The organism is Pseudomonas stagnisoli (assembly GCF_048595745.1).
GTDB classification, from domain to species: Bacteria; Pseudomonadota; Gammaproteobacteria; order Pseudomonadales; family Pseudomonadaceae; genus Aquipseudomonas; species Aquipseudomonas alcaligenes_A.
Genome location: NZ_CP184361.1, coordinates 3,109,971 through 3,126,990, shown reverse-complemented (window position 1 = coordinate 3,126,990; position 17,020 = coordinate 3,109,971). Strand labels below are relative to the sequence as shown.

The following is a 17,020-nucleotide window of genomic DNA, read 5'->3' as shown; positions in this document are numbered from 1 at the left end:
TCCCATGTCGTTCAACTTCCCGCTGATTCTGGTCATCGCCGTCGCCGTGTGCGGCGCTCTCGCCCTGCTGGATCTGCTGCTGCTGGCGCCGCGGCGTCGTGCGGCCACCGCGACCTATGAAGGCCAGGTCAGTGAGCCGGACGAGCAGGTTCTGCAGCGTCTGAACAAGGAGCCGCTGCTGGTCGAGTACGGCAAATCGTTCTTTCCGGTGCTGGCCATCGTCCTGGTGCTGCGCTCCTTCCTGCTGGAGCCGTTCCAGATTCCCTCCGGCTCGATGAAGCCGACTCTGGAAGTGGGCGACTTCATTCTGGTCAACAAGTTTGCCTATGGTATCCGCCTGCCGGTGATCGATACCAAGATCATCGAAGTCGGTGATCCGCAGCGTGGCGATGTCATGGTCTTCCGTTACCCGAGCAACCCGAGCATCAACTACATCAAGCGTGTGGTCGGCCTGCCAGGGGATCGCATCGCTTATACGGCGGACAAGCATCTGCTGGTCAACGGTCAACTGGTAGCCGAGACGCTGCTGGGTGAGGAGCCGGGTTCTCTGGGGCGCACCCTGTTGTACAAGGAGAAGCTGGGTGAGGCGGAGCACATGATCCGCAAGCAGCTGCATCGCAATGTCCGGCCGGGCGACGAGTGGGTAGTGCCGCAAGGGCATTATTTCATGATGGGTGACAACCGCGACGACTCCAACGACAGCCGTTACTGGCAGGATGCCCATATTGCCAAGGAAGACTGGGGCATGGTTCCCGATCGCAATATCGTAGGCAAGGCGTTCGCCGTATGGATGACCTGGTCCGAGCCCAAGCTGCGCAGCCTGCCGAACTTCTCTCGGGTCGGTCTGATTCGCTGATCACCCGGTTTTGCGAGGCGCTGTTCAACCCGGCAGCGCCTGCTTAGATATAGTCATCACCATCACAACAACATTGGAATTGGGGTCGACCATGAAACTTGCGCGTTCGCAGAAAGGCATGTCCATGCTGGGCTGGATGGTGGTCTTGGCGCTGGTGGCTTTTTTTGCCAGCACAGCCTTCAAGATGTTTCCGCATTACATGGATTACATGGCGCTGGAAAGTATGATCACTAAAGTCGAGACTGAGCCTAGCCTTGATATCAGCACAGTTCGCGATTTTTATGAGCACGTCGAGAAGGGGATGACCGTAAACGGTATTCGTGATCTCAATCTAGAAGATGCTATCGAGATCAAGCTGGAGAATAACGAGTTCCTCGTTCATCTCAAGTATGAGAGGCGCGAGCATCTGATCGAGAATCTCGATCTGGTTGCCAACTTCGACAAAGAATTCCGAATCCGAGCCCAGTGAGCCAATCTCTTTCCCGTCTCGAGCGCCGGCTCGGCCATACATTCCAGAACCAGGAGCTGATGCTCCTGGCACTGACGCACCGCAGCTTTGCCGGGCGCAACAATGAGCGCCTGGAATTCCTCGGTGATGCCATCCTCAACTTCGTTGCCGGTGAGGCGCTCTTCGAGCGCTTCCCGCAGGCCCGTGAGGGGCAGCTTTCGCGACTGCGCGCGCGCCTGGTCAAAGGCGAGACTCTGGCGGTGCTGGCCCGTGGCTTTGAGCTGGGCGAGTACCTGCGTCTGGGCTCGGGTGAGTTGAAGAGTGGTGGTTTTCGCCGCGAGTCCATTCTGGCCGATGCCCTGGAGGCGCTGATCGGCGCCATCTACCTGGATGCCGGCATGGATGTGGCGCGTGCCCGTGTCCTGGACTGGTTGGCCAATGAGCTGGACGGCCTGACCCTGGTGGATACCAACAAGGATCCCAAGACCCGACTGCAGGAGTTCCTGCAGTCGCGTGCCGCCGAGCTGCCGCGCTACGAGGTGGTGGATATCCAGGGCGAGCCGCATTGCCGGACCTTCTTCGTGCAGTGCGAAATCGCCCTGCTGACCGACAAGACCCAGGGGCAGGGCGCCAGCCGGCGCATCGCCGAGCAGGTGGCCGCTGCCGCCGCGCTGGTGGCCCTGGGCGTGGAGAACAGCCATGACTGATGCACCCGTGACCCGTTGTGGCTATGTCGCCATCGTCGGCCGCCCCAACGTGGGCAAGTCGACCCTGCTCAATCATATCCTTGGGCAGAAGCTGGCGATCACCTCGCGCAAGCCACAGACCACCCGCCACAACATGCTTGGCATCAAGACCGAGGGGGAGGTGCAGGCTGTCTATGTCGACACGCCCGGCCTGCACAAGCACAACGACAAAGCACTCAATCGCTACATGAATCGCAGTGCATCGACCGCGCTCAAGGACGTCGATGTGGTGGTGTTCGTGGTCGACCGTACCCGCTGGACCGACGAGGACCAGATGGTGCTGGAGAAGGTCCAGCATGTGCGGTGCCCGATCCTGCTGGCGGTGAACAAGGCGGACCGCCTGGAAGACAAGAGCGAATTGCTGCCGCATCTGGAGTGGCTGGCCACCCAGCTGCCGCAGGCCGAGGTAGTGCCGATTTCCGCGCTGCACGGGCAGAACCTCGATACCCTGGAGCGCCTGGTTGCCGAGCGTTTACCGGAGTCCGAGCATTTCTACCCGGAAGACCAGATTACCGATCGTTCCAGCCGTTTCCTGGCTGCCGAGCTGATTCGCGAGAAGATCATGCGCCAGCTCGGTGCCGAGCTGCCTTACCAGATCACCGTGGAGATCGAGGAGTTCAAGCAGGAGGGGCGCGTACTGCATATCCACGGCCTGATCCTGGTGGAGCGCGACGGGCAGAAGAAAATCATCATTGGTGACAAGGGTGAACGTATCAAGCGCATCGGTCAGGATGCGCGCAAGGACATGGAAACCATGTTCGACTCCAAGGTGATGCTCAACCTCTGGGTCAAGGTGAAGGGCGGCTGGTCCGATGACGAGCGCGCGCTGCGTTCGCTGGGCTACACCGATTTCTGATCCCCATGCTCTCCGGCGCGCACCCGGCCTTCGTCCTGCATAGCCGGCCCTACAAGGAAACCAGCGCGCTGGTTGATTTCCTTACTCCGCAAGGGCGCCTGCGCGCAGTGCTGCGTGGTGCGCGCGGCAAGGCTGGCAGCCTGGCGCGGCCTTTTGCGCCGCTGGAGCTGGAGTTGCGAGGGCGCGGTGAACTGAAGAACGTGGCGCGCCTGGAGGCCTCCGGGCTGGCGGTGTGGCTGCAGGGGCAAACCCTCTACAGTGGGCTCTACCTCAATGAGCTGTTGCTGCGCCTGCTGCCCGCCGAGGATGCTCATCCGGGCCTGTTCGAACACTACGCTCTGACCCTGCAGGCGCTGGCCGCCAATCCTCCGCTTGAGCCGCTGTTGCGCGCCTTCGAATGGCGTCTGCTGGACGAGCTGGGCTATGGTTTCGCCCTGGATATCGATATTGCCGGTCGACCCATCGCCGCTGAAGGGCTGTACCGCCTGCAGCCGGATGCCGGTCTGGAACCGGTAGGACAATTGCAACCCGGTCTATTCCAGGGTGCCGATTTGCTGGCGATGGCGCAGGCCGACTGGTCATCTCCCGGTGCCCTGGCTGCCGCCAAGCGCCTGATGCGCCAAGCCCTGGCTCCTCACCTGGGCGGCCGACCGCTGGTCAGCCGCGAACTTTTCATGACTCTCAAGGAACCTGCTCGTGACTGAAGCCAACCGCATTCTCCTCGGCGTCAACATCGACCACGTCGCCACCCTGCGCCAGGCTCGCGGCACTCGTTACCCGGACCCGGTCAAGGCGGCGCTGGATGCCGAAGAGGCGGGCGCCGACGGCATTACCGTGCACCTGCGCGAGGATCGCCGGCATATCCAGGAGCGTGACGTGCGCATACTCAAGGACGTGCTGCAGACGCGCATGAACTTCGAGATGGGCGTGACCGACTTCATGCTCGACTTCGCCGAGCAGATCCGGCCCGAGCACATCTGCCTGGTGCCGGAGACGCGCCAGGAGCTGACCACCGAGGGTGGCCTCGACGTGGCCGGCCAGGAAGAGCGGATCAGGGCCGCGGTGCAGCGCCTGAGCAAGCTGGGGTGCGAGGTCTCGTTGTTCATCGACGCCGAGGAACGGCAGATCGAAGCGTCCCGGCGCATCGGTGCACCGGCCATCGAGCTGCACACCGGTCGCTACGCCGATGCCCACTCCCCGGAAGAGGCGGCTCGTGAGCTGGCACGTATCCGTGATGGCGTGGCCTGCGGACTGGCTCATGGCCTGATCGTCAATGCTGGCCACGGTCTGCACTACCACAACGTCGAGCCGGTAGCGGCAATCGCCGGGGTGCACGAGCTGAACATCGGTCACGCCATCGTCGCCCATGCGTTGTTCGTCGGTTTCAAGGGGGCCGTGGCGGAAATGAAGCAGCTGATCGTCGCCGCCGCCCACCGCGGCTGAGGTCTATTCAGCACGCAGCGCATGCTCGCGATGGGTGTCGAGGATGCGCTGGTACTCACCGCTGTCCTGCAGTCGTCGCAGACCGCCGTCGAACTGGTGGAGTAACGGCTGGGCGTCGGCCCGCTTGCGTGGCACCAGGAAGTGCAGGGTGTAACTGCCGACTGTCTGTCGGGAGGCATGGACGCGTTGGTGGCTGACTCCCGAAAGGTGAACGGCGCGTTCGCCCAGCAGGCTGTCGGCGATGAAGAGGTCATCGCGGCCCATATCGATCAGGCGAGCACTGGGCGTGAGGTCCAGCGGTTGATGGATCTGTAGCGTCTCCCTTGCCAGTATTCTGCTCACGCGTGGTGCCGGCTGTCAGTCAGCCGGCATGGCTGGGTGCCAGGTCGCCGACGGTGGGTCTGTCGATGATGATGCAATTGCGTCCGTTGCTTTTGGCCTGGTAGAGGCTCTGGTCGGCGCGCTGCAGCCACTGTCCCCAGGGTTCGTCGTTGCGCAGCATGGCGCCGCCGATCGAGACGGTAACTGCGCCGCCAGGGCCGTTCAGCTGCTCGCGCACCGAGACCAGCAGGTGCTGGGCGGCGGCTTCCAGGCCCTGCAGGTCGACATCCGGCAGTAGCAGGAGGAATTCCTCTCCGCCGAAGCGAAACAGCCGGTCCTCCTGGCGTGAGCAGGCCTTGATCAGCTTCACGTAGTCGATCAGTACCTGATCCCCGGCCTGGTGGCCGTGCTGGTCATTGATCTGCTTGAAATGGTCCAGGTCCATGGCCAGCGCGCCGTAGCTGCGGCCATGCCGACGTTTGCTGGACACTGCGATCTTCAGTTCTTCGTTCATGGCCCGGCGGTTGCGCGCGCCGGTCAGTGGGTCCTGAATGGCCAGGGCCTGCAGCTGCTCACGCTGGGTGCGGGTGCGGTAGGCGAAGATGAAGGTCAGGATGCCGGCCATGGCGTTGGTCACCAAGAAGGACACCATCTGGTACTGGCTTTCGAACACGCTGCCGGGTACCCACAGGGCATGCGCGACCAGGCCGAGGAGCACCAGCAGGGTGGCGGCGATCGCCTTGCCGGGCGAGACCATGAAGAAGTTGAAGAGGATCAGCGGGTAGATCCAGAACAGGCCGTTGACGCCCAGGTTGATGGCGATCAGCGTCGCACCCACGGAGAACACGGCGGCCAGGTAGATGCCCGGTTTTTCCGTATCGCCGGTGCGCCAGGCGTAGGTCACGGCGGCCAGTGTCGACAGCACTATCACGCTGTCGGCGATGCCCACCAGCAGGTTGCCGTTTAGCAGGCGGTAAAACGCGTAGGGGCTGATGCCGAGCACGCCGATGACACCCATGAGGGTGATGATGGACAGCTGGAAATCATTGCGCAGTCGCTTGAACATCAGCGAGATCTCTGGCCAGTGGCGCGTTTTTCGTTGTTATGAGATCAAGGATGCAGGGCTTTGTGCGTGTCGGCAAGGAACTGTTAGGCAAAGTGCCAGTAGTGCTGGGGCTGCTTATTTCTTGCCGATCACGATATGTCGGCTCGGCGCGCTCCAGGACTGACCGCTGACGCCCTTGGCGATCTGCTGGATTTCGCCGCCGGAGTTGAGGAAGGCTGCCACCTGGGCTTCAAGGGATTCACTGGTTGCCACGGCCGCTTGCGGCTTGGGCTGCTGGGTGGACTTCTTGGCGCTCATGGTATTCCTCTATCTTGCAGGGATAAAAAAACCGGCCCTGAGGCCGGTTCCTTGCGGCGCAGTGCAGGTCTTAGATGACCTGGACTTCGTCGGCTTGCATGCCTTTCTGGCCTTGTACGGCGATGAAGGAGACCTGCTGGCCTTCCTTCAGGCTCTTGAAGCCGGCGCTCTGGATGGAGCGGTAGTGCACGAACAGGTCGGCGCCGCTTTCCGGAGTGATGAAGCCGAAGCCTTTCTCATCGTTGAACCACTTGACGGTGCCAGTTTGACGTACGGACATGGGATTTCTCCTTGAACAAAGTGAACACGGCGCTGGAACAGCCCAGGCCATGACTGAGTGCAAAGAGTAAAGAAACCGAGGGAGGTTGGACCGAAATCTAAACCGGTCGATTTGCGGTGACACATGCAGCACAGTACTCGCTACCCTACAGGCAAAGTGCCAAAACACCTAATCATTTTTGCCTTTTCCGGTAAATGACCCGGCGCAGCTGCGCAGATCGACGGGGCCGACGAAAGGGTTGCTCCAGCCCATGACGCAGGCGATGCGCTGGTTGCGCTGGCGCTCCCAGGATTCCACCGGGTAGTGCTTGCTCCAGGCCTCGAACAGATGGCGCTCCTGCTTGGACAGGCGCAGGCCGTAACGCTGGCTCATGTAGAAGTAGGTGCGGGCGATCATCCCGCGAACCTTGGGCCTTGGCATCGCCTTGCCTGCCTTGAAGTCGATCACCATCGGGCAGGTGCCGTACTGGGTGGGCGGCTGGGGCAGCCAGGCGAAGGGCAGGTTGCTGCGATCACCGTTGATCTCGCCGATGCTGGGCACCAGATTGAACAGGTCTGCCTCGGCGCGGCGGAACGTCTCGTCGCTGCGCGCACAGTGCTTGCGGCCGCCCTGTTGCCAGCAGCGGCGCTGATGGCCGATGACCCACGCCGGTACCAGATGCTCCCACTCGATACGCGCCGCGCGTTGCGGGTTTTTGCGCGGCTGGTAGCCGCAGCTCTTCAGGTCGACTCGATTGCCGCTGTAGCGGCAGCCGCAATAGAACTCCACCGACTGCTGGGCATAGAGCGACCAGGCGATCTTCTTGGCTTCGGCGAAGGTGCGTGGTGGTTCCGCGAGGGTGGGTAGGGCGATGCAGCAGAGCAACAACAGGGCGAGGCGCTTGGGCATGGATACGGCATCCCAAAAAGGGCCGCATCATACCGGCTCGGCGCCTTGTGCCAAGCATGGCCAGGCGCCAGCGCCTGGCGTAGCATCGATTGCCCGAATGTTCGCAGAGGCAGCCGTTATGCGCTATCCGCTGTTGTTGCTGGCCGCGCTGTGTGGCGGCCCGGTCCTGGCGAACGAGCCGCTGCGCTCGCAGCCTGTGCCCATCGAGTATGTAAGCCCGGGCGCTTCCGGGAGTGTCAGCGGCTCCAGTTACAGCCAGCGCTATGACCTGTATGGCGGTCACGCCGTCCCCATTCAGGGATATGACGGTCGCGAGGTGCAGATCCACAGTGGTTCCAGCGTGCGCCAGAGCGGCGGCATCCGCCAGAGCACCGAGTATCCCGGTGGCATCGAGGTACAGCGTTATCCGGGACAGAGTGGTCAAGAGGTGCAGCGCCGCCGCTGACGACTGTTTAACAGTTCGCGCGCTTCGGGCTGACAGCCAGGGCCTGGCGCAGCATCATGCACGGCAGTGCAGATTCATAAGGTAAGCAGCAGCCATGTCGATGCAGTCCCTGGGGTTTGCGGCGCAGAGCGTCGCGGGCCGGGTTCGTGGGCATAACGAAGACGCCGTGCTCTGCCTCCCCGAGCTCGGTCTGTGGGCGGTGGCCGATGGCATGGGCGGGCATGAGTGTGGGGAAGTCGCCAGCGCCCTGGCCCTGGACACGTTGCGCCAGTCCGTTGTCGCCGGTAGCGGTCTCGAATCCTCCATCCACGCAGCACACCAGGCGATCCTCGCGGCGGTACAGGAGGAGGGTGGCCGGCGCATGGGCAGTACCGTGGTGGCCGTGCGTTTTGTCGACGCCGATTATGAGGTGGCCTGGATCGGCGATAGCCGCGCCTACCGCATCAGCCTGGACGGCATCGAGCGCCTGACCCGCGACCACAGCTGGGTGCAGGCGATGATCGATGCGGGTGAACTGAGCCTCGACGAAGCGCGCCAGCATCCGCGGCGCAATATCGTGACCCAGTGCCTGGGACAGGGCGAGCAGGAGCTCGAGGTCGGGCGTGTGCAGGGCAGTTTGGCACCCGGCGAACTGCTTCTGCTGTGCAGCGACGGCCTGACCGGCGAGTTGACCGACGAACAGATCCAGGAAGTCTGTGCTGGCGCGGCCACGCTCGATGAGCTGGTCGAGGAGCTGATAGGGCTGGCCAATCGGCTGGGCGGCAAGGACAATATCTCCTGCATCGTGCTGGGTCGTAGCATGGCGGAATCGACGGAGATCGACGCCAGGCCGCGCAACTTCCTCAGCCGTTGGCTCCATTCCCGCAAGCACTGAATGATCGACGCACATCCATGAGCACCACTCTGCTTGAAATCCCCGGCTACCGGGTCCACGGCCAGCTGGGCAAGGGCGGCATGGCCGAGGTATTCCTGGCCACCCAGGAGTCATTGAGCCGCAAGGTGGCGATCAAGGTGCTGCGCAGCGCCGAAGACGAGACCTTCAGCCAGCGCTTCATCAAGGAGGCGCACATCGTCGCCTCGCTCAACCACCCGTCGATCATCACCATCTACGACATCGATCGCCTGGCCGACGGTCGCTACTACCTGGCCATGGAGTTCCTCCCCGGCGGCGACCTGGCGCGGCACAAGGGCGAGCTGTTTGCCCCTGAGCGCGCTCTGCAGATCGTGCGCCAGGTCGCCAGCGGCCTGGCCGTGGTGCATGACAAGGGCCTGGTGCATCGCGACGTGAAACCGGCCAATGTGCTGTTCCGTGGCGATGGCACTGCCGTGCTCACCGACTTCGGCGTGGCCAAGGACCTGGACATCGACAGCGAGCTGACCCAGTTCGGCGTGGCCGTCGGCAGCCCGGCCTACAGCAGCCCCGAGCAGGCCCAGTGCCAGCCGCTGGACGCGCGCAGTGACATCTACAGTTTGGGCGTGATCCTGCTGGAGATGCTCACCGGCAGCAATCCGTTCCGCGGCGGCAACTACACCCAGACCGTGGTCAACCACGTGCAGATGGAACCGCCGCTGCCGGACAGTCTCGGCGCCTTCCGCGGCGTGCTGGCGCGCATGCTGGCGAAGAAGCCGGACGAGCGTTTCGCCGACTGCCGCGCGCTGCTCGCCGCGCTGGACGAGGTAGAGCTGAGCGATCTGGAGGAAACCCAGATCCGTCCGGCGCTGGTGCTGCCCGAACCTGCCGCGCCGGTTGCAGCGCCCGCGCCGCGCCCGCGCCGCTCGGCCATGCCGCTGCTGGTGGTGCTCAGCGTACTGGTGCTGATCGGTACCCTGACCTCCGCCGGCTTGTACATCCAGCAGCAGCGGCAGATCGAGGCGCTGCTGGTCCAGGCCGAGCAGCGCTTCGCCGCCGGCCAGTTGATCGAGCCGGCGCAGGACAGCGCCGAGCATTACTTCAACCAGATCCTTGCCATCGATGCCGACAGCAGCGAGGCACTGGCCGGCCTGCAGCGCATTCGCGAGGCGCGCATCAAGGTTTTCACCGACCTGGCCGAGCAGCGCCTGGCCGACGGTCTGCTGACCGAGCCGAGCGAAGACAACGCCGACTTCTACTACCGCCAGGCCCTGGCCATCGACCCGCAGCACGCCGGCGCGCTCGACGGGTTGAGCCGTGTGCTGCAGGCGCGCATCGCTCGCTACCTGGCGCTGGCCGAGCAGAGCATCGCCGACAAGCGCCTGCTGCTGCCCGAGGAGGACAGCGCGGTGTACTACTACCGGCAGATTCTCGGCTGGTCGCCGGACAACGCCGAGGCCCTGGCCGGCCTCAATCGCGTGGCCCTGCTGTACCGTGACCTGGCCAATGCCGCCTATCGGCGTAGCGACTTCCCGGCTGCCCTGGCCATGATCGAGCGCGGCCTGCAGGCCGAGCCGCAGAACCTGGAACTGTTGCAGATGCAGGGCGAACACCAGCAGCTGCTGGCCGAAGCCCGTGCCGCCAATGCCCGCGCTGCCGCCGATCGCGCGGCGCGCGAGGAGCGTGAAAGTAACAGCAACCCGATCAAACGTGCCTGGAACAACATCTTCGGTCAGTAGGACCCGTACCCATGCTCAAGCTGCATTTCAAGGACAGTCGCCAGGCCCCCATCTGGCTGGTCGAGGACCGCTTCACCCTGGGCCAGGACAAGCGCAACAACCTGGTCCTGGCCGATGCGGGGATCAGTGCCTTTCACGCCGAGATTCGCCAGGACAATGGCCTCTACTACATCAGTGACTGCGACAGCGAGCTGGGCACCTTCGTCAACGACGAGCGTATCGCCAGTCGTTATCAGCTGCGTTCGGGCGACTGTCTGCGCCTGGGCGAGGTGGAGTTGCAACTGACCGACCCGGGCAAGGTCGCGCCGCGCGCCGAAGCCGGCCAGCGCTGGTTCCTCCAGGTGATCCAGGGCGAGCACGAAGGCAAGAAGTTCCATGTCAGCGGCTCGATGACCTTCGGTCGTTCGGTCAAGTGCGAGCTGTGCTTCAGTGACGCCCAGCTGTCGCGTCGCCACTGCGAGTTCTTCCTGCGCGACGAGGTACTGGAGGTCAAGGACCTGGCGTCGGCCAACGGCGTGCAGGTCAACGGCGAGAAGACCGCTGCTGCGGTGCTCAAGCCCGGTGACCAGGTGCGCATGGGGTCGGTAGTATTGCTGGTGATCGGGCCCAAGGTCGAGGCCCAGGAGGCGCCGGCGGACGAAAACGAAGACGCCACCGTGTTCGTGCGTGCCGTCGATCTGCCCAAGCCGCAGGCCAGGCCCAGGCCGGCCAACGGCGCGGCGCCAACGGTCAACCCGTTGCGTGCGGCAGCCCAGGCTCAGGCCGCGCCGGCGCCGGCTGCCAAGTCGGCGGGGTCGGCGCTGGGCGTCGGCCTGGCGCTTGCGGTGCTACTGGTGATTGCCGGAGCGTCGGCCGCCTTCCTGCTCTGATGCCTGATCGGTGAGTGCCGCTGGCGCAGCCCGACAGTGCCTCGGGCGGCTGCCGAGGTTAGCCTTGCCCGACTAGCCTCACGCATCGGAGTAGCCGTGAAGTCACTCGTTCTGTTGTCGTGCGCCGGCCTGCTGGCCGGCCTGTCTTCCCATGCCCTGGCCTGGTCCAACCACTCGCTGGGCAGCCTGCTGGCACTGCGCGAGGAGTCCGCGCTGCGCCAGGAGGTGCAGGTGGAGCCGCTGGAGGCCTTCCTCGCCGCTCAGGCGCCAGCCATCGAGCGACTGCTGGACGAGCAGGAGCGTTACGCCCGCGAGCACTTCTCCTATTACCCGGCGCGCCCGGACGAGCTGCGCTGGCAGGCTGCCGGCGAGGGCGATCGGCGCGCCGCGTTCCTCGAGGCATTGCGCATCAACCCGGAGGTCAAGCTGGCCAGCTTCATCCAGCAACTGCCGGGGCAGGATGGCGGCGGCAGGCCGCTGCTCAAGGGCGAGGACGTGCTGGTGTTCCACAAGGTCGGTCCCTGGACGAATTGGCGCTACCTGGCGCTGCGCGACGGCGAGCGGGTGGAGGCGCTGCAGGTGCTGGCCAGCGCGGCGGACGAGCCGGACTACGGCCATGACATCAACCTGTTCAGCGACAATCCGGGGGATACCGGGCAGCGCTACAACTTCGGCCCGCAGCCGTTTGGCGATGCGCGCTTCGAGTATTCCTCGCAGGCGCCGTTCCACATCGGCTACTACCACGAGTCGGCGCTGATCTTTGCCGCCGCGCCCTACCTGGGGCAGACGCTGCCGCACTGGCGGGTCTATCAGTACAGCGGCCTGGCCCGCCTGGCCTTTGCCAGCGGCCATCCCTACTGGGGCTATCGTTTTCTCGGCTGGGCCATGCACTACCTGCAGGACCTCACCCAGCCGTATCACGCCAGCGTGCTGCCGGGCGTGGGCACCAGCGGCATGGTGCTGATCGCGGCCAAGGCCGAGGCGGGGTATCCGGAAGATCGCGAAGCCGCCATCCAGCGTGTGGCTGACCGCCACACCGCCATCGAGCAGTATCAGTTCGACCGCATGCAGGCGCTGATCCTCACGGGCGAGCTAGACCATCCGCTGCTGGCGGCTTATGGCGAACGGCAACAGGACGCTGACTATCCACCCTTCGACGTGGACTATGCGGCCCAGGTGGTAGCGGCCGAGTCGCATGCCCGCGCCGATCCGTTCGATGCGCTGATCGGCGAGTGGATGGCACGGGTCGCGACGCACAAGGCGGCAGCGGGCAAGGGCTTCAGCGAGAGCAACCAGCTACAGCCGGTGATGCCCGATCCGGCGCTGGAGCAACTGTTGGTCGAGCTGTTCCGCCACTTCGGCGCGCACAGTCGCAACGCCCTGAAAGGCACCCTGCCGGCCAACTAGGGGTGATACCACAGCTCGCGCCGTTGCAGCGGCGTGTGCGGTGGCAGCAGCGGATTGTCGAGCTCGATGATGCGCCGCTGGTCCAGCCTGGCGCGCCGGAGGTCGTCGGCGTGGTGTTGCTGGAACAGGCGGTCGAAGGAGCCGTCTGCCAGCGCCAGTTCCAGCCCCTGGCGCACCGTGTCCGCCAGTTGCGGCTTCTGTGGCGAGAAGAAGAAATACAGCGCGGTGGGGTAGTGCAGGACCAGGTGGCGGTCCAGTGTCAGGTCGTCGATGTGCATGTGCTGCAACTCGGCGTTGGCTTCCAGCACGGCTCGCGGAAAGTAGTCGAAGCGCTCGGCGCGCAGCATCAGGAACAGGCTGTCATAGCTGGAGCTGGTTTCCACCGGCAGGCCCTGGTGCCGCAGGATGGCGGTGTCCGGCCAGTCGTGGCCCTGGCCGGCGCGCAGCCGGCGCAGGTCATCGAGCGTGCGCACATCGCGCAGCAGCTGCGCCCGGTCAGCGCGCAGCAGGGCGATGCGCCAGCCATACAGGCCCTTGTCCAGGGGAATGCGGACCGGCAGCAGGCGCTGCTCGCGCTCGATGCTGGTCATGGTCCATACCACGTCCACTGCTTCGCCACGCTCCAGGTTGAGCAGGGCGCGCTGCTGCTCCATGTGGTGTTCCGATGGCTCCAGGCGCAGGTCACTGCCGGCCTTGTCCAGCGCCAGCTGCAGCAGGGCCAGTGGGTAGAGTGGGCGGAATTCGTCGCCGGCCGGCGCGCGGGGGTAACGCATGACATCGTTCGCAGCCAGGGCTGGCGGGACGATCAGTAGCAGGGCCAGCAGCAGGCGCCGCGGGAACATCGATGGCAATCCTTTCCATTCGCAGGGGATGCGCGCAGACGCATCAGGGTGGTGCGCGCATTATGCCAGCCGAGTCGCCCTCAGGTCTTGCGCCGTTCGGCAATGATCTCCGGCAGGTCGTGGCGCTTCAGGTACAGGCGCAGGGGCTCGGTGATGTTCAGGCGTTCGTCGATGCGCTGCTCCAGAAGCAGGCCCAGACGCTCGCGGCTGAGGGTCATCAGCGCGCCTTTGAGGGGCTGCCAGACGAATTCGGCGCAGGGCTGGATACTGTCTTCGGTGACGTCCAGGCCGAAGGAGTCCTCACTGAAACGGACGATATGATGGCCGCTCTTGGCGTTGTAGCCGACCAGGCCCTGCAGGGCGTCGGCGGCGGCGCAGATGGTGGATGAAGTGGTGCTCATGCAAACCTCTGTTGATGACTGGGTCTGCACGCAGGGCGTTGTCGTTATGTTTTGCCGGCGATCCTAGAGCATGACGGCGGAGCCGTCTTGCTCTGGATCAAAGTGGCAGATGGGCATCCGGCGATGCCGGGTGCGAGTGGGTCAGGCATTCGGGGCATGGCTGCCCAGCAGGGTGTTGCCGGACTTCCTGTTGCGCTTGGCCATGCGTTTTTCTTCGGCAGTCTTCAGAGGCTTCTTCTTCGCCTCCTTGTGCCGGTCCAGACCTTTGCTCATGGTGCTTTCCTCCGGAAATGGCGAGTCGTTAGCAACCGCAGTTCTCGTCGGTCATCACCACCTCCCAGGCTGAGCCAGCCTGCGCTGTACATTAAGTGCAGCATAGCGCCGTTCGACGGCGCAGGCGCGGCAAAACATGCAGGCGCAGCAGCGGAGCCAGATCGGCGGTATCGGGGTGATCGAGGGAGTGCCAGCGCAGCTCTTCCAGTTCGGCAGCCGGGTGCACCGGGCGGTGCAGATAGGCGAGATAGAGGCTGGCGTCGATCCAGGTGTCGGCCTCGTTGGCGGCAGGTGCCTCGAACAGTCCGAGCGGCGTGAAAGCGGATTCGTCGAGCGGCAACTGCAGTTCTTCCAGCAGTTCCCGACGCAGGGCGGCGAGTGAGGTTTCGCCGCGCTCGACCTTGCCGCCGGGCAGCATGAAGGCTTGGGTGCCGCGCTTGCGCACCAGCAGCAGGCGGCCGGCATCATCGAGCAGGCAGGCGGCTGCGATGGTCAGTCGAGTCATGGGGTGTTCAGGCGCTGCAGTTCCCGGCGCACCATGGCGGCGTATTCGGGCGGGGTCAGCTGGTACAGCTCGGCGGCCACCCAGTCCAGCCAACGCGCGCCGAGTTCGGCGCGCTGTGCCAGCAGGCGCCTGGCTTCGGCCTCGGCGCGTGCGGCGTGCTGCTGGTGGAACTGGCTGCGGCTCACGGGCGGCGTCAGCCGCTCAGGCCGACGTAGACGTTCTGGACGTCGTCATGGTTGTCGAGCGCTTCGAGGAAGGCTTCGACCTCTTCCATCTGCTCGGGCGTCAGGTTGCTGACCGGGTTCTTCGGCATGTAGCCGATCTTTGCCGAGTTGACGGTGAAACCCTGCTCCGGCAGGGCCTTGCACACGGCGTCCAGGTCGGTCAGGTCGGTGACGAACAGGGTGTTGCCTTCATCGGACGGCTCGAAGTCCTGGGCGCCGGCTTCGATGGCGGCTAGTTCCGGGTCGGCGCCGGTGTCGGAGGAGGCTTCGATCATGCCGACATGGTTGAAGTCCCAGCTCACCGAGCCGGCGGCGCCCATCTGGCCCTTGCGGAACAGCACGCGGATCTCGGCCACGGTGCGGTTCACGTTGTCGGTCAGGCATTCGACGATGACCGGCACCTGGTGCGGGGCAAAACCCTCGTACTGGGTGCGTTCGTAGTTGACTACCTCGCCGGAGAGGCCGGCGCCTTTCTTGATCGCCCGCTCCAGAGTGTCCTTGGGCATCGAAGCCTTCTTGGCCGCATGCACGGCCACACGCAGCTTGGCGTTGGTGTCCGGGTCAGCACCGTTGCGCGCGGCGACCATGATTTCCTTGACCAGACGGCCGAAGATCTTGCCTCTGGCGTTGGCTGCTGCTTCTTTGGGTTTGGCTTTCCACTGGGCGCCCATGGGGTGTTCTCGCAGGCTGAGGGGGACGGCGCCCCGCAGGGCGGGGCGAATTCAGGAGGCAGATTCTAACGGGTTGCTTCGGCCTCGGCATCCCGCCGATGGCAATGCGCCTCAGCTGACCATGACGCTCATCGTGAAGATCGGCAGATAGGCGGCACCGACCAGCATTGCCAGCGCCAGCCATACCAGCAGCGTGGCCAGGCTCAGCAGCAGGCCGACCCAGCGCTGGCGTACGCAGAGCCAGACGACCAGCCAGACCAGGTTGTGAATCAGCAGGCTGCGCAGGAGCAGTAGCACGCCGTCGGGATTCTCCATCACCCAGCGGGTGGGCCCCGGCAGATCGGCGCCGAAGGCGGCGAACAGATCGTTGAACGCCGGCAATGCCGTCCAGAACCCCAGGCCGATGACGCAGGCGGCGCTAAACGCCAGCAGGGAGAGGATGATCTTGATAAGCGAGCGGGGTTGGCGATCCATGCGCAATATTCCTGACTGCGGGGGGCGCAGTGTCTGCGCAAGCCGAGCAGTCTGGCTAGGGCATGCTGGTGGTAATGCCTGATACCGCGTATCAGGTCACGGTTGACGCTATTGAATGCACAGTAACAGGGCGCCAGAATGCGCGCTTTTTTTCAGGGAGGAGCAGCATGCGCAATCTAGTAAACCTGTCGGGCGTTTGCCTGGCGTTGATCGGTGGTGTGGCGCAGGCCGAAGCGGTGCGGACGCAGGAAGCCAGCTGGCAGTGGGACAAGGCGCAGGTGAGCCTGGGTGTCGGCTACCTGACCGGGCGCTCTCAGGAGAAGGTCTATGACCCGCAGAGCGGGGCGAAGATCAGCCAGCTGTTCTGGGAGATCGAGCAGGCGCCTACGTTGCATGCGGGCTTCAGTCTCGATCCGAATCCGTGGCTGACCCTCTCGCTGCAAGGCTGGAGCAAGCTCGATTCGGGCGACAGCACGATGACCGACTACGACTGGCTGAGCCAGCAGGAAAGCGCCTGGAGCGATCGCTCCTACCATCCGGACACCCGTCTGATTCGTGCCTATCAGGCCGAGTTCGCGGCCAGTTTCTGGGTGCTGCGTGAGGCCGACTGGCAGCTCGGGCTGCTCGCCGGCTATCAGCGCACCCACTACAAGTGGGAGGCCAAGGGTGGTAGCTACACCTACTCCTCTGACTGGGGTTTCCGCGATATGACGGGCACCTTCCCGGATGGCGAAGTCGGCATCACCTACCAGCAGACCTACAAGGCTCCCTATCTGGGGCTGACCGGGCGCTATCAGTGGCAGGACTGGCAGCTCGACGCCACGCTCAAGGGCAGTGACTGGGTCGATGCCGAGGACTACGACATCCATCACCTGCGCTCCACCACCTTTGCCGGTACCGGTGAGGGTTCACGCCTGCGCGCTGCCAGCCTGGGCCTGGCCTATCGCTTCAGCGAGCAGCTCAGCCTGCGTGGCCAGGTGGAGTACCAGGAGTTCACCGAGGGCAAGGGCAAGGTGAAGATTGACGACAGCGTTACCCGCGAGGTGATCGAGGGTGATGCGGGAGGCATGTCCAACCGCACCGTGCAGGCCAGCCTGGGCATGCACTACCGCTTCTGAT

General features: G+C 64.4%; 24 protein-coding genes. 12 read left to right on the top strand and 12 right to left on the bottom strand.

Annotated features, from left to right (window positions below; genetic code table 11):
- Positions 1–4: 4 nt before the first annotated feature.
- The 6 genes from lepB (at position 5) to pdxJ (ending at position 4,349) form a co-directional block, all read left to right on the top strand.
- Complete coding sequence (gene lepB, locus ACOAPY_RS15190) at positions 5–856, top strand: signal peptidase I (RefSeq protein WP_465153846.1); 852 nt, start codon at positions 5–7, stop codon at positions 854–856.
- Positions 857–947: 91 nt separating this feature from the next.
- Complete coding sequence (locus tag ACOAPY_RS15185; RefSeq protein WP_278958341.1) at positions 948–1,325, top strand: DUF4845 domain-containing protein; 378 nt, start codon at positions 948–950, stop codon at positions 1,323–1,325.
- Positions 1,322–2,011, top strand: coding sequence for a ribonuclease III (gene rnc, locus ACOAPY_RS15180; RefSeq protein ID WP_203787652.1), 690 nt, complete (start codon positions 1,322–1,324; stop codon positions 2,009–2,011). The genes ACOAPY_RS15185 and rnc overlap by 4 nt, the downstream gene beginning before the upstream one ends.
- Positions 2,004–2,906 carry a GTPase Era gene (gene era, locus ACOAPY_RS15175; RefSeq protein WP_465153845.1) on the top strand — a complete coding sequence of 301 codons (903 nt, stop codon included), beginning with the start codon at positions 2,004–2,006 and terminating at the stop codon, positions 2,904–2,906. Before rnc ends, era begins: the two co-directional genes overlap by 8 nt.
- A gap of 5 nt (positions 2,907–2,911) precedes the next feature.
- The gene (recO, locus tag ACOAPY_RS15170) at positions 2,912–3,610 is read left to right on the top strand and encodes a DNA repair protein RecO (RefSeq protein ID WP_465153844.1); all 699 of its coding nucleotides are present in this window, start codon (positions 2,912–2,914) and stop codon (positions 3,608–3,610) included.
- Positions 3,603–4,349, top strand: a complete 747-nt coding sequence (gene pdxJ, locus ACOAPY_RS15165) for a pyridoxine 5'-phosphate synthase (RefSeq protein ID WP_465153843.1) — start codon at positions 3,603–3,605, stop codon at positions 4,347–4,349. The genes recO and pdxJ overlap by 8 nt, the downstream gene beginning before the upstream one ends.
- Positions 4,350–4,352: 3 nt before the next feature.
- On the opposite strand, the gene ACOAPY_RS15160 is transcribed toward pdxJ, so the two are convergent.
- The 5 genes from ACOAPY_RS15160 to ACOAPY_RS15140 form a co-directional block, all read right to left on the bottom strand.
- Positions 4,353–4,691, bottom strand: coding sequence for a hypothetical protein (locus tag ACOAPY_RS15160; protein WP_465153842.1), 339 nt, complete (start codon positions 4,689–4,691; stop codon positions 4,353–4,355).
- 19 nt (positions 4,692–4,710) lie between these two features.
- Positions 4,711–5,736: a GGDEF domain-containing protein gene (locus tag ACOAPY_RS15155; RefSeq protein ID WP_465153841.1), complete on the bottom strand. Its 1,026-nt coding sequence runs from the start codon at positions 5,734–5,736 to the stop codon at positions 4,711–4,713.
- 114 nt (positions 5,737–5,850) lie between these two features.
- Complete coding sequence (locus ACOAPY_RS15150; protein ID WP_021699264.1) at positions 5,851–6,033, bottom strand: hypothetical protein; 183 nt, start codon at positions 6,031–6,033, stop codon at positions 5,851–5,853.
- A gap of 70 nt (positions 6,034–6,103) precedes the next feature.
- The gene (locus tag ACOAPY_RS15145; RefSeq protein WP_021699263.1) at positions 6,104–6,313 is read right to left on the bottom strand and encodes a cold-shock protein; all 210 of its coding nucleotides are present in this window, start codon (positions 6,311–6,313) and stop codon (positions 6,104–6,106) included.
- A 168-nt stretch (positions 6,314–6,481) separates the two neighbouring features.
- On the bottom strand, positions 6,482–7,201 hold the full coding sequence (locus tag ACOAPY_RS15140) for an endonuclease (protein WP_465153840.1): 720 nt from the start codon (positions 7,199–7,201) through the stop codon (positions 6,482–6,484).
- 97 nt (positions 7,202–7,298) lie between these two features.
- On the opposite strand from ACOAPY_RS15140, the gene ACOAPY_RS15135 reads away from it, so the two are divergent.
- The 5 genes from ACOAPY_RS15135 to ACOAPY_RS15115 all read left to right on the top strand — a co-directional run bounded on the left by ACOAPY_RS15135 (position 7,299) and on the right by ACOAPY_RS15115 (position 12,511).
- A complete protein-coding gene (locus ACOAPY_RS15135; protein WP_465153839.1) occupies positions 7,299–7,646 on the top strand; it encodes a hypothetical protein in 348 nt (115 codons plus the stop codon).
- A 94-nt stretch (positions 7,647–7,740) separates the two neighbouring features.
- Positions 7,741–8,520 (top strand): PP2C family protein-serine/threonine phosphatase, encoded by a 780-nt coding sequence (locus ACOAPY_RS15130; protein ID WP_465153838.1) that lies wholly within the window; start codon positions 7,741–7,743, stop codon positions 8,518–8,520.
- 17 nt (positions 8,521–8,537) lie between these two features.
- On the top strand, positions 8,538–10,235 hold the full coding sequence (locus ACOAPY_RS15125; protein WP_465153837.1) for a serine/threonine-protein kinase: 1,698 nt from the start codon (positions 8,538–8,540) through the stop codon (positions 10,233–10,235).
- A gap of 11 nt (positions 10,236–10,246) precedes the next feature.
- Positions 10,247–11,104, top strand: coding sequence for an FHA domain-containing protein (locus ACOAPY_RS15120; protein WP_465153836.1), 858 nt, complete (start codon positions 10,247–10,249; stop codon positions 11,102–11,104).
- A 96-nt stretch (positions 11,105–11,200) separates the two neighbouring features.
- Positions 11,201–12,511, top strand: a complete 1,311-nt coding sequence (locus ACOAPY_RS15115; RefSeq protein WP_465153835.1) for a phospholipase — start codon at positions 11,201–11,203, stop codon at positions 12,509–12,511.
- On the opposite strand, the gene ACOAPY_RS15110 is transcribed toward ACOAPY_RS15115, so the two are convergent.
- The 7 genes from ACOAPY_RS15110 to ACOAPY_RS15080 all read right to left on the bottom strand — a co-directional run bounded on the left by ACOAPY_RS15110 (position 12,508) and on the right by ACOAPY_RS15080 (position 15,901).
- Positions 12,508–13,353: a substrate-binding periplasmic protein gene (locus tag ACOAPY_RS15110; RefSeq protein WP_465153834.1), complete on the bottom strand. Its 846-nt coding sequence runs from the start codon at positions 13,351–13,353 to the stop codon at positions 12,508–12,510. The two genes, ACOAPY_RS15115 and ACOAPY_RS15110, sit on opposite strands and share 4 nt — an antisense overlap.
- Positions 13,354–13,433: 80 nt before the next feature.
- Positions 13,434–13,754 carry a DUF2025 family protein gene (locus ACOAPY_RS15105; protein ID WP_021699255.1) on the bottom strand — a complete coding sequence of 107 codons (321 nt, stop codon included), beginning with the start codon at positions 13,752–13,754 and terminating at the stop codon, positions 13,434–13,436.
- 141 nt (positions 13,755–13,895) lie between these two features.
- Positions 13,896–14,027 (bottom strand): hypothetical protein, encoded by a 132-nt coding sequence (locus ACOAPY_RS15100; protein ID WP_257722346.1) that lies wholly within the window; start codon positions 14,025–14,027, stop codon positions 13,896–13,898.
- A 91-nt stretch (positions 14,028–14,118) separates the two neighbouring features.
- Positions 14,119–14,532 carry an NUDIX hydrolase gene (locus tag ACOAPY_RS15095; RefSeq protein ID WP_465153833.1) on the bottom strand — a complete coding sequence of 138 codons (414 nt, stop codon included), beginning with the start codon at positions 14,530–14,532 and terminating at the stop codon, positions 14,119–14,121.
- A complete protein-coding gene (locus ACOAPY_RS15090) occupies positions 14,529–14,717 on the bottom strand; it encodes a hypothetical protein (protein WP_076579323.1) in 189 nt (62 codons plus the stop codon). The genes ACOAPY_RS15095 and ACOAPY_RS15090 overlap by 4 nt, the downstream gene beginning before the upstream one ends.
- An 8-nt stretch (positions 14,718–14,725) precedes the next feature.
- The gene (locus ACOAPY_RS15085) at positions 14,726–15,427 is read right to left on the bottom strand and encodes a YebC/PmpR family DNA-binding transcriptional regulator (RefSeq protein ID WP_076425085.1); all 702 of its coding nucleotides are present in this window, start codon (positions 15,425–15,427) and stop codon (positions 14,726–14,728) included.
- A 111-nt stretch (positions 15,428–15,538) separates the two neighbouring features.
- The gene (locus ACOAPY_RS15080) at positions 15,539–15,901 is read right to left on the bottom strand and encodes a hypothetical protein (RefSeq protein WP_465153832.1); all 363 of its coding nucleotides are present in this window, start codon (positions 15,899–15,901) and stop codon (positions 15,539–15,541) included.
- Between the two features lie 167 nt (positions 15,902–16,068).
- On the opposite strand from ACOAPY_RS15080, the gene ACOAPY_RS15075 reads away from it, so the two are divergent.
- The gene (locus tag ACOAPY_RS15075) at positions 16,069–17,019 is read left to right on the top strand and encodes an omptin family outer membrane protease (protein WP_465153831.1); all 951 of its coding nucleotides are present in this window, start codon (positions 16,069–16,071) and stop codon (positions 17,017–17,019) included.
- Position 17,020 lies beyond the last annotated feature (1 nt).

What these genes read in the sequence shown, in the direction of transcription:
- lepB (WP_465153846.1), top strand. Translation starts at nt 5, where the DNA reads ATGTCGTTCAACTTCCCGCTGATTCTGGTCATCGCCGTCGCCGTGTGC.
- ACOAPY_RS15185 (WP_278958341.1), top strand. Translation starts at nt 948, where the DNA reads ATGAAACTTGCGCGTTCGCAGAAAGGCATGTCCATGCTGGGCTGGATG.
- era (WP_465153845.1), top strand. Translation starts at nt 2,004, where the DNA reads ATGACTGATGCACCCGTGACCCGTTGTGGCTATGTCGCCATCGTCGGC.
- recO (WP_465153844.1), top strand. Translation starts at nt 2,912, where the DNA reads ATGCTCTCCGGCGCGCACCCGGCCTTCGTCCTGCATAGCCGGCCCTAC.
- ACOAPY_RS15155 (WP_465153841.1), bottom strand. Translation starts at nt 5,736, where the DNA reads ATGTTCAAGCGACTGCGCAATGATTTCCAGCTGTCCATCATCACCCTC.
- ACOAPY_RS15150 (WP_021699264.1), bottom strand. Translation starts at nt 6,033, where the DNA reads ATGAGCGCCAAGAAGTCCACCCAGCAGCCCAAGCCGCAAGCGGCCGTG.
- ACOAPY_RS15145 (WP_021699263.1), bottom strand. Translation starts at nt 6,313, where the DNA reads ATGTCCGTACGTCAAACTGGCACCGTCAAGTGGTTCAACGATGAGAAA.
- ACOAPY_RS15140 (WP_465153840.1), bottom strand. Translation starts at nt 7,201, where the DNA reads ATGCCCAAGCGCCTCGCCCTGTTGTTGCTCTGCTGCATCGCCCTACCC.
- ACOAPY_RS15135 (WP_465153839.1), top strand. Translation starts at nt 7,299, where the DNA reads ATGTTCGCAGAGGCAGCCGTTATGCGCTATCCGCTGTTGTTGCTGGCC.
- ACOAPY_RS15130 (WP_465153838.1), top strand. Translation starts at nt 7,741, where the DNA reads ATGTCGATGCAGTCCCTGGGGTTTGCGGCGCAGAGCGTCGCGGGCCGG.
- ACOAPY_RS15125 (WP_465153837.1), top strand. Translation starts at nt 8,538, where the DNA reads ATGAGCACCACTCTGCTTGAAATCCCCGGCTACCGGGTCCACGGCCAG.
- ACOAPY_RS15120 (WP_465153836.1), top strand. Translation starts at nt 10,247, where the DNA reads ATGCTCAAGCTGCATTTCAAGGACAGTCGCCAGGCCCCCATCTGGCTG.
- ACOAPY_RS15110 (WP_465153834.1), bottom strand. Translation starts at nt 13,353, where the DNA reads ATGTTCCCGCGGCGCCTGCTGCTGGCCCTGCTACTGATCGTCCCGCCA.
- ACOAPY_RS15105 (WP_021699255.1), bottom strand. Translation starts at nt 13,754, where the DNA reads ATGAGCACCACTTCATCCACCATCTGCGCCGCCGCCGACGCCCTGCAG.
- ACOAPY_RS15100 (WP_257722346.1), bottom strand. Translation starts at nt 14,027, where the DNA reads ATGAGCAAAGGTCTGGACCGGCACAAGGAGGCGAAGAAGAAGCCTCTG.
- ACOAPY_RS15095 (WP_465153833.1), bottom strand. Translation starts at nt 14,532, where the DNA reads ATGACTCGACTGACCATCGCAGCCGCCTGCCTGCTCGATGATGCCGGC.
- ACOAPY_RS15085 (WP_076425085.1), bottom strand. Translation starts at nt 15,427, where the DNA reads ATGGGCGCCCAGTGGAAAGCCAAACCCAAAGAAGCAGCAGCCAACGCC.
- ACOAPY_RS15080 (WP_465153832.1), bottom strand. Translation starts at nt 15,901, where the DNA reads ATGGATCGCCAACCCCGCTCGCTTATCAAGATCATCCTCTCCCTGCTG.
- ACOAPY_RS15075 (WP_465153831.1), top strand. Translation starts at nt 16,069, where the DNA reads ATGCGCAATCTAGTAAACCTGTCGGGCGTTTGCCTGGCGTTGATCGGT.